Genomic DNA, 13,393 nt, shown 5'->3' with positions numbered 1-13,393 from the left:
TCTCAAAGAGGCGAGCGCGTTCAGCGCTCGCCCGGTGCTTGAAGCTTGTTCTCGTCCTGATCGAGAAGCGGCACGTCGAAGTCGCGCAGGACCTTCTCGATCTCCGCACTGCGCTTGCGCAGGGCGTTGTTGAGAATACGCTTCCAATCGTTCTCGCCGAGCCGCACACCCATGGCGATACGGTAGGCCATCGGCGGACGTTCCGGCTCCTTGAGTAGCGGCACGACACTCATCGGCGAGCCACTCTGCTTGGCGAGCCAGCCTGCGGCCGGTCCCCAGAGCACGGCCGCATCGATCTCCTTGGCCGCGAGATCACCGATCACCTCGGCGGCAACGGTCTGAAACTTCCGCTTCGGATCCAGGGCGTAGGGCGGATAAGCCTTCATCGCTGTGATGAGGCCGAGATCGCCCATTCGGTTGACCGGAGGTGTGCCGGCGATCACGCCGATCTTCTTGCCCTTGAGACGTTGATCGTCGAGCCCGGTCACGCCCTCGAACTCGCCGGCGCGCGTCACGAGAACGTAGGTCGAGCGGTAATAGGGGTTCGTCGTCTGGACGAGGTCACTGCCGAAGGCTTGACCCATGATGATGTCGCACAAGCCGGTGCCGAGGGTGTTGCGGACGAAGCCTGGACCCTGGGTCAGCCAGTAATAGCGAACCTTCATCTTCAATTCGTCCGCGATGATCGCGGCGATCTTGTTCTCGAAGCCGTCTTCCTTGCGCTCGGAGAACGGCATGTTGCCGGGGTCACCACAGACGCGCAGGACGTCGGTGGTGACGGTGTCCGGCAGATGCTGTGCGACAGCCCCCTGCGCCACTGTCATCGACAGGGCGCAGAGGATCGCAAGCTTGCGCGCTTGGGCCATTAGCTGCCCATGCACTCCTTTTCGTGCTGCTTGGCGGCCTCGGGCTTGTCTTCCTTATCGCTCGGCCGGACGCGGCCGATGGCACCGGAGGCGCGGGCCTTCAGGTAGACATAGAGGTCGTCCGAGTAGCACATGACGTTCTTGTTATCGCCGAAGGCGGGCATGACCTTTTGCTCGGCGGCGTTGATGTCCTGCTTGCCGCCGACCAGAATGCCGATGAATTCCTCGTAGGAGAGGTGCTTCAGCGAGTCCTTCAAGGCGGGGGCGTAGGTCGAGCCCATGCCGTCCGGGCCGTGGCAGACGTGGCACTCGGCGTGATAGCGGCGGTAGCCGGAGTAGCTGTACCAGTCGAGCTTCTTGCCGTTATCGGTGATGTGGAAGGTCGGATGACCATCCGCATCGAAATACTTGCCATCCTCGACCTTAACGGCGGCGTTCTTCTTCAGAAGTTCCGGCTCGCTTTCGGACGTCTTGTCGTCCTTGTTGATCGAGTTCGCAAGTTTCGGGTCTGACTTGGCATCCTCAGCATGTACGGCGACCGAGGAAACGGTCGCTAGGGCGAGGGCGGCCAGAACGGGCCGCGAAATGAGAGTGCTGAGGTGAAGCAACGTACCTGTCTCCCTATGTCGAGGTCTTTCCGTCTCCCTTCGGGCAGAGACCCCTTGAAAGCATCCTAATCATAAAGATGCCGGCGCGGAAACCCGCGCCGGCATCCTTTTGTCACTTACAGACCGCGGCCGATTAGTTCGGCAGAGCGAAGACGGTCAGCTGGCCGCCGAGGTTGGTGTACTGCGACAGAGCCGCATAACCACCCACCGCGCCGAGACCGGCGTTCGGGTCGGTCAGGCCGGCCGCAAGGCCGATGCCCGCCCAGCCGCCGACGCCCGAGAGGACGCCCACGTACTGCTTGCCCTTGTGCTGGTAGGTCATCACGTTGCCGATGATGCCCGACGGAGTCTTGAACTTCCAGAGCTCCTTACCGGACTTGTCGTCGACAGCCTTGATGTAGCCTTCGAGCGTTCCGTAGAACACCACGTCACCGGCGGTGGCGAGAGCACCCGACCACACCGAGAACTGCTCGGGGTTCGACCACTTGATCTTACCGTTCACGCCGTCCCAAGCGATGAAGTTACCCATGCCGCCGTGGGAGTTCGGAGCCGGGTACATCGAGAGGGTCGCACCGACGTAGGGCTGGCCCGGGGTGTAGGTCACCCGGAACGGCTCGTAGTCCATGCAGACGTGGTTGGTGGGAACGTAGAACAGGCTGGTCTTCGGCGAGAAGGCAGCGGGCTGCTGGTCCTTGGTGCCGAGAGCCGCCGGGCAGATGCCCTTCGAGTTCACGTCCTCACCGTTCTGCTCGGTCGAGTACTTGGCGACGACGAGCGGACGGCCGTAGGTCTTGGAACCCTTGTCCATGTCCACCTTGGACGCCCAGTTCACCACCGGGTCGAACTTCTCGGCGACCAGGAGGGCGCCGGTGTCACGGTTCAGCGTGTAGCCGAAGCCGTTACGGTCGAAGTGGGTCAGGAGCGGCTGATCCTTGCCGTCAACCTTCTGATCCGTGAGGATCATCTCGTTGATGCCGTCGAAGTCCCACTCGTCGTGCGGGGTCATCTGGTAGACCCACTTGGCGACGCCCGTGTCGGGGTTACGCGCCCAAATGGTCATGGACCACTTGTTGTCGCCCGGACGCTGCTTCGGGTTCCAGGTCGAGGGGTTGCCCGAGCCGTAGTACATCAGGTTCAGCTTGGGGTCGTACGAGAACCAGCCCCAGGTGCAGCCGCCGCCGGTCTTCCACTGATCGCCTTCCCAGGTCTTCAGCGAGGAGTCCTTGCCGACAGGCTTGCCGAGCTCGGTGGTCTTCTCCGGGTCGACCAGGATCTGGTCATCCGGGCCTTCCGAGAAGCCGCGCCACACCATCTTGCCGGTCTTCAGGTCGTAGGCGGTGACGTGGCACTGCACGCCGAACTCGCCGCCGGAGATGCCGACGATGACCTTGTCCTTGACCGGGAGAACGGTCGCGGTGTTGGTCGCGCCCTTGGACGGGTCGCCGTTCTTCACCGACCAGTTGACCTTGCCGGACTTGGCGTCGAGCGAAACGACCGTCGTGTCGGCCTGGTGCAGGATGATGGCGCCGTCGGCGTAGGCCAGACCACGGTTGACCGTGTCACAGCACATGACCGGGATCACGGACGGATCCTGCTTCGGCTCGTACTTCCAGAGGATCTTGGCGTCGTGGTCCAGATCCAGGGCGTACACGATGTTCGGGAACGGCGTGTGCACGTACATGATGTTGCCGATCACGAGAGGAGAACCCTCGTGGCCGCGCAGGACGCCGGTCGAGAACGTCCAGGCAACCTGGAGGTTCTTCACGTTGTCCTTGTTGACTTGGTCGAGCTTCGAGAAGCGCGTGTTAGCGTAATCAACGGTCTGCAGAGCCTGCTCGGCCGGGTTGGCGATGCTCTTCAGAACGCTGTCATTGGCGAGCGCCGGCGTGGCGACGGCCGCAACGCCTGCCCCGAGGGCAAGGAGATGTACCGCTCTCATGGATTCCTCCGACAAGTCATTAGTAAGTTTCCAGAACAGCCACGCGGGCAGAACCAGATGAACTTGGACCCTGACTCTTTCGCAACAGGGATAGAGCCTCGATAGCGGGCAGTTGGGTGACGGAGATCTTCTAAAGATCCCCCGCCAGAAGCCGCCCATCCCCTTAGGCGGCCCCCTCGAAACCGAAGCTGGGATGGACCTTAAGAGATTTTTGAGCGCCGTCAACACGGACTTTGACCCCAGTGGCGGTCGGCGGACCGCTCATGGTTTCGAAGCGGTGAAAACGGCTTAGTTGCTGCTGCGCACAATCCCGCGTTGCGCTGCGCTCGGTCGCGAGGCGTCGGGATCGGGTTCAATCCAACCGCGGCGCGGGTTGAAGCGTCAATCCTATTGTTTTGTCGAGGAATTATCGCGGCAAAGTAGTTTCAGGCTATTTCGAGCCTCGCCGCCGTCTCCCTGCCGCAATGCAGCACGGCCGGCCTCCGCTCACCAAATCGGACTGCGCAATTTGCCCGTGAACTGCATGGGGATTGCGCCGTCTCGCCGCACGATGGCACCGTCGGCGGCGGGATGTTTTGGCAAGCGAGACGTGTCCGCGACGGGGCGCCCCACGGAGAATTCTCAGAAACCGCTGGAATCGTTCGGCCGCGGAGCCGCCGTCACAGATCGGGGGCCGGCCCGGTCGATTCGAACTCGGCGACGTCCCCGACCAGATCGGTGAGGGAGATGGCGAAGCTACGCCCGTTCTTGAGGCGGAGCTGAGCGTCTGGTTCGAGCCAGATCGGAAAGAGTCCGGCATGCCGACCAGTCAGAGTCCCCGTGACAGCGGGGCCGTCCGCGCGCTTCTCGATCACGATGCGATAACGGACGCGCACGGATTCGCAGCCTTCGGCTAACACGACGCCGCGACCGACATGGATGTTGGAAGCGTCCTCGGGCTCGGACATACGCGCGACTGGGCCAGGTAAAAGCGGCAAACCGATTGCCACTTAATCCCGCGCGTGTCGTCTGTCACTGCCCCGGTTGGCTTGAGTGCTACAGGTTCAGTCGATGCTGTCGCCGAGATCATGCACGACGATTCGGTTGCCGCGGGCCGAAAGGGCGAGGCGGCCGTTCTTCAGGGCAAGCGCCTTTTCGCCGAAGAGCGTCCGGCGCCAACCCTGGAGAACGGGCACCTGGGCCTCGTCGTCGTCAGCCAAAGCTTCGAGGTCGTCGACGGTCGCGATGATCTTGGGCGCCACGCCCTCCGCCTCGCAGACGGCCTTCAGAAGCACCTTCAGCAGTTCCACCAGGGCACCGTTTCCGCCGGAGCGGCGTGCGCGCTCGGGCATGGCGATCTCGCTGGGGTCGTTGGCGAGACCGCGCGCCACGGCGGCGAGGATGTCCGTGCCGGTGCGCGACCGCTCGAACCCGGTGGGAATGGTCCGCAGGCGGCCGAGCGCCTCGACGCTGCGCGGAGCGGCCGAGGCGACATCGATGACCGCCTCGTCCTTCAGTACGCGCCCGCGCGGCACGTTGCGCGACTGTGCCTCCCGCTCACGCCAAGCGGCGACTTCCATCAGCACGGCAATCTCGCGCGGCTTGCGCATCCGCCCTGCGAGGCGGCGCCATGCCTGGTTCGGATCGGCCTGATAGGTCTCAGGCGAGGTGAGGACCCCCATCTCCTCATCGAGCCATGCGCCACGATCCGTACGCAGCAATTCCGCGACGAGCGCCTCGTAGATCTTCACGAGGTGGGTCACGTCAGACAGGGCGTAGGCGAGCTGCGCCTCCGAGAGGGGGCGCCGCGACCAATCGGTGAAGCGGGATGACTTGTCGATCTTGGCCTTCGCCAGATCGTTGACCAGCTGCTCGTAGGACACCGAGTCGCCGTAGCCGCAGACCATCGCCGCGACCTGCGTGTCGAAGAACGGATGCGGCAGCACCTGCCCCAGCATCCACACGATCTCCAGATCCTGCCGGGCCGAGTGAAACACTTTCACCACGCCCTCATGGGCCATCAGGTCCACGAAGGGCTGCAAGTCGATGCCGGGCGCCAAGGGATCTACCAGGACGGCGCTGCCGTCCGGCGCGGCCATCTGGATGAGGCACAACTTCGGATAGTAAGTGGTTTCCCGCATGAACTCGGTATCGACGGTCACGAAGGGCTGCGCGGAGAGCCGCGTGCAAACGTCGCGAAGTTCGGCGGTGTCGGTGATCAGGTCCATGATCCGGCTATACGCAAGGCCCCGCGAATTGGGGAGGCGCTTGGATGGTCTACCCGCTATTTCACCGGGACTTGTCGCATTTTCAGCGCGTTACGCCGCCGCGTCGAGCGGCCGCGTGGACGCGGACGGGGGTGCGGACCGGACGTCGCGCTTGACTTGGAAGACCCCGCGTGAATGGTGCCGCCCTTCCCCTGAGAAGAAACCGTCATGCACCGTTACCGTACCCACACCTGCGGGGCATTGCGCCCGTCCGAAGTCGGGCAGACCACTCGCCTCTCCGGCTGGTGCCACCGTGTCCGCGATCATGGCGGCGTGCTCTTCATCGATCTGCGTGACCATTACGGCGTGACGCAGTGTGTGGTGGATTCGGATTCGAAGGCCTTCGCCGCCGCTGAAGCAGTGCGGTCGGAATGGGTGATCCGCATCGACGGGCGCGTTCGCACCCGCCCCGCCGGCACCGAGAATGCGGAACTGCCCACTGGTGCGGTCGAAGTCTACATCGACGACCTCGAAGTGCTCGGCCCGGCCGGTGAGTTGCCGCTGCCGGTCTTCGGTGATGTCGAGTACCCCGAAGAGACGCGCCTCAAGTACCGCTTCCTCGATCTGCGCCGGGAGAAGCTGCACGCCAACATCATGAAGCGCGGCGCGATCATCGACTCGCTTCGCCGCCGGATGCGCGATGGCGGCTTCTTCGAGTTCCAGACGCCGATCCTGACGGCATCCTCGCCCGAGGGCGCCCGCGACTATTTGGTGCCGTCGCGTGTCCACCCCGGCAAGTTCTACGCGCTCCCGCAGGCGCCGCAGCAATTCAAGCAGCTGACGATGATCGCGGGCTTCGATCGCTACTTCCAGATCGCGCCGTGCTTCCGCGACGAGGACGCCCGCGCCGACCGTTCGCCGGGCGAATTCTACCAGCTCGATATCGAGATGAGCTTCGTCACCCAGGAAGACGTGTTCCAGGCGGTCGAACCCGTGCTGCGCGGGGTGTTCGAGGAATTCGCCGAGGGCAAGCGCGTCACGAAGGAATTTCCGCGTATCACCTACGCGGACGCGATGCTGAAATACGGCGTCGACAAGCCGGACCTGCGCAACCCTCTCCTCATCGCCGACGTGACCGATGAGTTCGCCCGCGACGAGGTGGAGTTCAAGGCGTTCAAGGGCGCGATCAAGTCGGGTGGCGTGGTCCGTGCGATTCCGGCACCGGGTGCCGCCAGCCAGCCGCGCTCGTTCTTCGACAAGTTGAACGACTGGGCGCGCTCGGAAGGTGCGCCGGGCCTCGGCTACGTCGTGTTCGAGGACGATGGCGGCCAACTCGTCGGCAAGGGCCCGATCGCGAAGTTCATCCCGGCGCCGGTCCAGGCGATCATCGCCGAGAAGGCGAAGGTGAAGGCGGGCGATGCCGTGTTCTTCTCGGCGGGTGCCGAGGCGAAGGCCGCCGGGCTCGCGGGCAAGGCGCGTATCCGCATCGGCGACGAACTGAATCTGTCCGACAAGGATCAGTACGCGTTCTGCTGGATCACCGACTTCCCGATGTACGAGTGGAACGAGGAGGACAAGAAGGTCGACTTCTCGCACAACCCGTTCTCGATGCCGAACATCGACCGCGAAGACTTCCTGAAGTTTGACGTGGAGAAGCTCGCTGCCGATGGCGAAGCGGGCGAGCTCACGAAGACGATCCTCGATATCAAGGCGTTCCAGTACGATATCGTCTGTAACGGCGTCGAACTCTCGTCGGGCGCGATCCGGAACCACCGTCCGGATGTCATGGAGAAGGCCTTCGCCATCGCCGGCTACGGCAAGGACGTACTGGAAGCGAAGTTCGGCGGCATGCTGAATGCGTTGCGCCTCGGCGCCCCGCCCCACGGCGGCATTGCACCGGGCGTCGACCGTATCGTCATGCTCCTCTGCAACGAGCCGAACATCCGTGAGGTCGTGCTGTTCCCGATGAACCAGCGCGCCGAGGATCTGATGATGGGCGCGCCCTCCGAGGCGACGGCCAAGCAGCTCCGCGAGCTGCACATCCGGCTCAACTTGCCGGAGAAGAAGGCCTGAGACCCCTTTCGGCATCGCGGATGACGTGAAGCGAACCAGGGCAGCGCGAAATCTGCTGACGTTGCGCTGCCCTGGATTGCCTTTCTCAGCTCGCGGTGCCGATTGGGGGTATGAGCGAACTCACGGCCATCGTCGTGGCGCATGACAGCGCCGACGCCCTCCCCGCTTGCCTCGCAGCCCTGTCGCGGGAGTGCGTTCCGACCATCGTCGTGGACAATGCCAGCCGCGATGACTCCGTCGCTGTGGCCGAAGCGGCCGGGGCGCGGGTCGTGCGGAACGCCCGCAACGAGGGGTACGGGCGGGCCAACAATATCGGTGTGCGGGCAGCCGAGGGCGCCGAGTTCGTGCTCGTCATCAATCCCGATGTCGAAATACAGCCCGGTGCCGCCGCCGCGCTCCTGGCTGCCGCACGGGCTTGGCCCGATGCCGGGCTCTTCGCTCCCCGGATCATGGAGGCCGACGGGCGCCACTTCTATCAGCCGCGCTCGCTGCTTTCGCCGTACCTGACCAATCCTGGCGGGCGTCTCGATTTGCCGGAGGGCGATGCCTGTGCGCCCTTCTTGTCCGGGGCCTGCTTCCTGATGAGGCGCGACCTCTTTCTCAGCCTCGGCGGGTTCGATGAGGCGATTTTCCTGTTCTACGAGGATGACGATTGGTGCCGTCGGCTCGCCGATGCGGGTCGCGCCCTCATCCATGTCAACGGGGCCGTCGCCCTGCATGGTCGCGGCCGATCCTCGGCGCCCAAGCCGGGCCGCGTATTCCGGTCACGTTGGCATCTGGCGTGGTCGCGGGCCTATGTGAGCCGGAAATACGGCCTGCCGGATCCGAGCCTGCCCACGGTGATCGTCAATCTGCCCAAGGCCGTCCTGTCGGCCCTTGTCCTTCGTCGTGCCGGGCTCGAGCGCTATGGCGGCTCGGTCGCCGGTGCCTGGGCCGCGTGGCGTGGGCGTGAAGCGCTGGATCGTGAGGGCTTGTCATGAGAGGCGCGCCCACCATCGCGGAGGCGCTGTCGCGGGGGCCCAACGGTTTCACCGGTCTGCGCCTGCTGTTGGCGCTCGCGGTCGTCGTGTCTCATGCCTTCAGCGTCGCGACCGGGGTCGCGACGGACGAGCCCCTGGCGCGGACGACCGGCTATACCCTGGGCGAGCATGCGGTGAACGGTTTCTTCGCCGTCTCCGGCTTCCTCGTGACGATGAGCTGCGACCGGCGCGGCATTCGAGACTACCTGCTGGCGCGAACCCTGCGCATCCTGCCGGGGCTCGTGGCGGCGACGCTGATCGTGTCCCTCATCCTCGGTGGCGCGATGACGCGCCTGGGGCTCGGAGAGTACCTGAGCGACCCCAGTCTCTGGTCTTTCGTGCGCAACACGCTGACGAGCTTCAAGAGCAACGCCGCCTTGCCGGGCGTGTTCGAGGACAACCCCTATCGCTCGCCGCTCGGCACGGTCTGGACGTTGAAATACGAGGTGCTCTGCTATGCCGGAGTCGTTGCAGCAGCCCTGTGTGGGTTGCTCCGGCGTCGCTGGGTCGTCGCGCTCGTGTGTTTCGCCCTGGCCGTCGCCCTGTCGGTTCAGGTCGCGCTCCATGGCGATGCCCTGCCTAAGGGCGTCGAGACTGCGCTGCGCCTGCCGATGATCTTCTCGGCCGGAGCCTGCCTCTATCTCTGGCGGACGAGTCTACGCGTTTCCGCCCCGGCCATGCTGTGCCTTGGCCTCGCCCTGTTCGTCCTCGCGCGGACGCCGGTCTACCCGGCCTTACTCTTCCTCGCCTCCGCCTATGGCAGCGTATGGCTGGCGCTCGGGCCGCTGGCGTCGAAGCTCTTCGACCCCTCGGCCGATTTGTCCTACGGGATCTATCTGTATGGCTGGCCGGTGCAGCAGACCCTGCACGCCCTCTGGCCGACGCCATCCGGCCTCGCTCTCCTGGCGCCCGCGCTCATCGTCACGCTGCCCGTGGCGGCCCTCTCTTGGTATGCGGTCGAGCGGCCCGCCCTGGCCCTGAAGGCCCGCGCCCTCGGGCGTCGTAGCCTCGGCACGATCGAGCCCGCCGGCCCTTGAGCGTGCTCTCGCCCCTCGCCGCCCTGGATCTCGCCGCACGCCTTCTCACACGGGAGGGCTTCGCGTTGGCCGCCCGCAACGAGCGTGGCGACAGCTTCTATCTGAAGCGGCCGGATTGCCCCTGGCACATCCGCCTATCGAACCATTCCCGCACGGCAAAGCAGCGCAAGCGCCGCACGGACATCCTCACGAGCCTCGTCGTCGACAAGCCGCGCTCGGCCGAACAGGTCGAGGCGCTTGTGCAGGGTGCGCTACGCGATTTCGCGGCGAACCGAATCGCACGGGACGTCCCGAAGGCCTGAGCCTTCGGGACGTCACCCCATCTCACTCTGAGGTCATGCCCGCGCCGGCCTCGCCGCCGATGGCCGGGGTCTCATCGGCCGATTGAGCCTCCACCACCGCCGCCGCCGTCACGTTGACGATGCCGCGTGCCGTCACCGAAGGCGTGAGGATGTGGGCGGGCTTGGCCGGGCCAATCAGCAGCGGCCCGACCGGCAGCGCCTCGGCCAGCACCTTCGCGAACTGGAACGCGATGTTGGCCGCGTCGAGGTTCGGGAACACGAGCACGTTGGCGGCGCCCTTGAGGCGTGAACCCGGAAGCACGCGGTCGCGGACCATCTCCTTCAGCGCCGAGTCGGCCTGCATCTCGCCATCGACCTGAAGGCCGGGATCGCGCTCCTCGATCAGCTTCAGGGCCTGCCGCATCTTCACGGCTGATGCCGAATCGGATTGTCCGAAATCCGAGTGGCTGAGCAGCGCGATCTTCGGTGTGATGCCGAAGCGGGAGACGTGGTTCGCGCAGGCCTGGGCGATCTCGGCGATCTCCTCGGACGACGGATCCGGGCGGACATGGGTGTCCGCCAGGAAGTACGGGCCCTCGTTGGTGATGATCAGGCTCATCGCCGCCAGCTGCTTGATGCCCGGCTGCAGGCCGATCACGTCGCGGATGATCCGAAGACGCGTCTCGAACCGGCCCTCCAGGCCGCAGATGAGGGCATCGGCCTCGCCACGGCGCACGGCGATGGCGCCGATGATCGTGCTGTTGGTGCGCACGAGGGTGCGTGCAGCGTCCGGCGTGATGCCCTTGCGGCCCGCCACGTCGAGATAGGTCTGGACGTAGGACCGGTAGCGGGGATCGTCCTCGGGATCGATCAGCTCGACATCGCGGCTCAGGCTGAACGACAGGCCGAACCGCTTCAGGCGAGTCTCCACGACCCGCGGACGCCCGACGAGGATGGGCTTGGCCACCCCGTCTTCGAGGATGGCCTGCACCGCGCGCAGAACGCGTTCGTCCTCGCCTTCGGCATAAATGACGCGCTTCGGGTTCTCCTTCGCCTTGGAGAAGAGCGGCTTCATGATGAGGCCGGAGCGGTGGACGAACCGGTCCAGGCTGTCGGTATAGGCTTGGATGTCCTCCAGCGGGCGTCCCGCGACGCCCGAATCCATCGCGGCCTGCGCCACGGCGGGGGCGATGCGCAGGATCAGGCGCGGATCGAACGGGCTCGGAATCAGGGATTTCGGGCCGAAGGGCCTGGCTTCGCCGCCATAGGCACGGGCCACCACGTCGGAGGTCGTCTCGTGGGCAAGCCCCGCGATCGCCTTCACGGCGGCTTTCTTCATCTCCTCGTTGATCTTGTGAGCGCCGACATCGAGCGCGCCGCGGAAGATGTACGGGAAGCAGAGGACGTTGTTGACCTGGTTCGGGAAGTCCGACCGGCCGGTGCAGATCATCGCGTCGGGCCGCTCCTTCTCGGCGAGGTCGGGCATGATCTCCGGGTACGGGTTGGCAAGCGCCATGATGAGCGGGTTCGGCGCCATCTCGCGCAGGTATTCCGGCTTCAGCACGCCGCCCGCCGAAAGGCCGATGAACACGTCCGCGCCGGGGATCACTTCGGCCAGCGTGCGCTTCTCGGTCTCCTGCGCGTAGACGTCCTTCCAGCGGTCCATCAGTTCGGGGCGGCCCTTGTAGACCACGCCCTTGATGTCGGTGACCGTGATGTTCTCGACCTTGGCGCCGAGCGACACGAGGAGGTTGAGGCAGGCCAGCGCCGCCGCGCCCGCGCCCGAGGTCACGATGCGAACGTTCTCGAGGCTCTTACCCGCGAGTTCCAGGCCGTTCAGCACGGCGGCCGCGACGATGATCGCCGTGCCGTGCTGGTCATCGTGGAAGACCGGGATGTTCATCCGCGCCCGGCACTGCTCCTCGACCTCGAAGCATTCCGGCGCCTTGATGTCCTCGAGGTTGATGCCGCCGAAGGTCGGCTCGAGGGCGCAGACAACGTCGACGAGCTTGGTCACGTCCTTCTGGTCGACCTCGATGTCGAACACGTCGATGCCAGCGAACTTCTTGAACAGGACGGCCTTGCCCTCCATCACCGGCTTCGACGCCAGCGGTCCGATATCGCCGAGGCCCAGAACGGCCGTGCCGTTCGAGAGCACCGCCACGAGATTCTGGCGAATGGTGAGGGTCGCGGCCTCCTGCGGGTCGTCGTGGATCGCCATGCAGGCGGCGGCGACGCCGGGGGAATAGGCGAGCGCGAGATCGCGCTGGTTGCCGAGCGGCTTCGTCGCCTGGATCTCGAGCTTTCCGGGCCGCGGCAGCCGATGGTAGACGAGCGCCCCAGTCTTGAGGTCGTCGGACATGTTGTCGGCCATCATCAGCCCTCCTGCTCGCCCTGTATGCGCGCTTCGCCGACCCGGCGGAGCTGTGCGTTGATGGGTCTGTTGCAACGCCTGCGCAGAGGGCGCAACCCGCACAACGAAACCCGGCTGCACCTCGCCAGGTTGGCGCGGCGCTACGGATTCTCCATCGGTGCCTATTCCTACGGTAGGCCCAAGGTTCGCTTCCCCGAAAGTGGCCGGAAGCTGACGATTGGCCGCTATTGTTCCATAGCGGACAAGGTCGAGATCCTTCTCGGGGGCGGCCACAGGCTCGATTGGGGCTCCACCTACCCCTTCGCCGCCATGCGCGGCCTGTTCCCCGACGCCGATGCCCCCGAGGATTATCACGTTTCGCGCGGCGACGTGGTGATCGGCCACGATGTCTGGCTCGGTTCGGGCTGCATGATCCTGTCCGGTGTCACGATCGGCCACGGGGCGGTCATCGCCGCGCGTGCCGTCGTGAGCCGCGACGTGCCGCCCTATGCCGTGGTCGCCGGCAACCCCGCCCGGGTGGTGCGCCACCGCTTCCCCCCGGACATCGTGGACGACTTGGTCGCGGCCCGCTGGTGGGACAAGCCCGCCGCAGAGGTCAGCCGTCTCGTCCCCTTGCTGCAGAGCGAGGACATCACCGCCCTGCTCACCGCGTTGCGCGGGCCAGCGGAATCCCGTAACGGCGGGGCCGCGCCCGCAACCCGCGCGGCGGAAGAGATGGAAGCCGGACCGAGGCGATGAGCGAGACGCCCCCCGACCGCCTGGCGGCGAACCCCAACAGCCCGTTCTACGACGAGGCCCTGCTGGAGCGCGGCATCGGCGTGCGCTTCAACGGCGCCGAGAAGACCAATGTCGAAGAGTACTGCGTCAGCGAAGGCTGGGTGCGGCTCTCGGCCGGAAAGGCGCTCGACCGCGCGGGCAACCCGATGACCGTGAAGCTCAAGGGCAAGGTCGAGCCCTACTTCCGCGAGCCCGCCGAGGGCTGAGCCCGCTGCTGGGCCCCCTACCCTGAA

General features: G+C 65.5%; 12 protein-coding genes. 6 read left to right on the top strand and 6 right to left on the bottom strand.

Going from position 1 to position 13,393, the window contains the following annotated elements; genetic code table 11:
- Nucleotides 1–20 precede the first annotated feature (20 nt).
- The 5 genes from xoxJ to rnd all read right to left on the bottom strand — a co-directional run bounded on the left by xoxJ (nt 21) and on the right by rnd (nt 5,620).
- A complete protein-coding gene (gene xoxJ, locus J4O73_RS10870; protein ID WP_426217177.1) occupies nt 21–866 on the bottom strand; it encodes a rare earth element methanol dehydrogenase accessory protein XoxJ in 846 nt (281 codons plus the stop codon).
- Nucleotides 866–1,474 carry a c-type cytochrome, methanol metabolism-related gene (locus tag J4O73_RS10865; RefSeq protein WP_426217175.1) on the bottom strand — a complete coding sequence of 203 codons (609 nt, stop codon included), beginning with the start codon at nt 1,472–1,474 and terminating at the stop codon, nt 866–868. Before J4O73_RS10865 ends, xoxJ begins: the two co-directional genes overlap by 1 nt.
- A gap of 133 nt (nt 1,475–1,607) precedes the next feature.
- Nucleotides 1,608–3,413: a lanthanide-dependent methanol dehydrogenase XoxF1 gene (gene xoxF1 / locus J4O73_RS10860; RefSeq protein ID WP_426217173.1), complete on the bottom strand. Its 1,806-nt coding sequence runs from the start codon at nt 3,411–3,413 to the stop codon at nt 1,608–1,610.
- Between the two features lie 659 nt (nt 3,414–4,072).
- Nucleotides 4,073–4,288 (bottom strand): hypothetical protein, encoded by a 216-nt coding sequence (locus J4O73_RS10855; RefSeq protein ID WP_426217172.1) that lies wholly within the window; start codon nt 4,286–4,288, stop codon nt 4,073–4,075.
- Between the two features lie 168 nt (nt 4,289–4,456).
- Complete coding sequence (gene rnd / locus J4O73_RS10850) at nt 4,457–5,620, bottom strand: ribonuclease D (protein WP_426217170.1); 1,164 nt, start codon at nt 5,618–5,620, stop codon at nt 4,457–4,459.
- Between the two features lie 207 nt (nt 5,621–5,827).
- On the opposite strand from rnd, the gene aspS reads away from it, so the two are divergent.
- The 4 genes from aspS (at nt 5,828) to J4O73_RS10830 (ending at nt 10,030) form a co-directional block, all read left to right on the top strand.
- A complete protein-coding gene (aspS, locus tag J4O73_RS10845) occupies nt 5,828–7,672 on the top strand; it encodes an aspartate--tRNA ligase (RefSeq protein ID WP_426217168.1) in 1,845 nt (614 codons plus the stop codon).
- 110 nt (nt 7,673–7,782) lie between these two features.
- Nucleotides 7,783–8,652 (top strand): glycosyltransferase family 2 protein, encoded by an 870-nt coding sequence (locus J4O73_RS10840; protein WP_426217166.1) that lies wholly within the window; start codon nt 7,783–7,785, stop codon nt 8,650–8,652.
- Nucleotides 8,649–9,728, top strand: a complete 1,080-nt coding sequence (locus J4O73_RS10835; protein ID WP_426217165.1) for an acyltransferase family protein — start codon at nt 8,649–8,651, stop codon at nt 9,726–9,728. The genes J4O73_RS10840 and J4O73_RS10835 overlap by 4 nt, the downstream gene beginning before the upstream one ends.
- Before the next feature lie 2 nt (nt 9,729–9,730).
- Nucleotides 9,731–10,030 carry a hypothetical protein gene (locus tag J4O73_RS10830; protein WP_426217725.1) on the top strand — a complete coding sequence of 100 codons (300 nt, stop codon included), beginning with the start codon at nt 9,731–9,733 and terminating at the stop codon, nt 10,028–10,030.
- Nucleotides 10,031–10,052: 22 nt separating this feature from the next.
- Here the strand turns inward: J4O73_RS10830 and J4O73_RS10825 are convergent, their stop codons facing one another.
- Entirely contained in the window at nt 10,053–12,383 is a 2,331-nt protein-coding gene (locus J4O73_RS10825; protein ID WP_426217724.1) for an NADP-dependent malic enzyme, read from the bottom strand.
- Between the two features lie 69 nt (nt 12,384–12,452).
- Between J4O73_RS10825 and J4O73_RS10820 the strand changes: the two genes are divergently transcribed.
- Nucleotides 12,453–13,121: a CatB-related O-acetyltransferase gene (locus J4O73_RS10820; RefSeq protein WP_426217722.1), complete on the top strand. Its 669-nt coding sequence runs from the start codon at nt 12,453–12,455 to the stop codon at nt 13,119–13,121.
- On the top strand, nt 13,118–13,366 hold the full coding sequence (locus J4O73_RS10815; RefSeq protein ID WP_378970337.1) for a DUF3297 family protein: 249 nt from the start codon (nt 13,118–13,120) through the stop codon (nt 13,364–13,366). The genes J4O73_RS10820 and J4O73_RS10815 overlap by 4 nt, the downstream gene beginning before the upstream one ends.
- Nucleotides 13,367–13,393: the final 27 nt, after the last annotated feature.

Source organism: Methylobacterium sp. NFXW15, from assembly GCF_049887755.1.
In the GTDB taxonomy this organism is placed as follows: domain Bacteria; phylum Pseudomonadota; class Alphaproteobacteria; order Rhizobiales; family Beijerinckiaceae; genus Methylobacterium.
The sequence above is the reverse complement of the archived record's forward strand: the minus strand, read 5'-3'. Positions and strand labels throughout refer to the sequence as shown.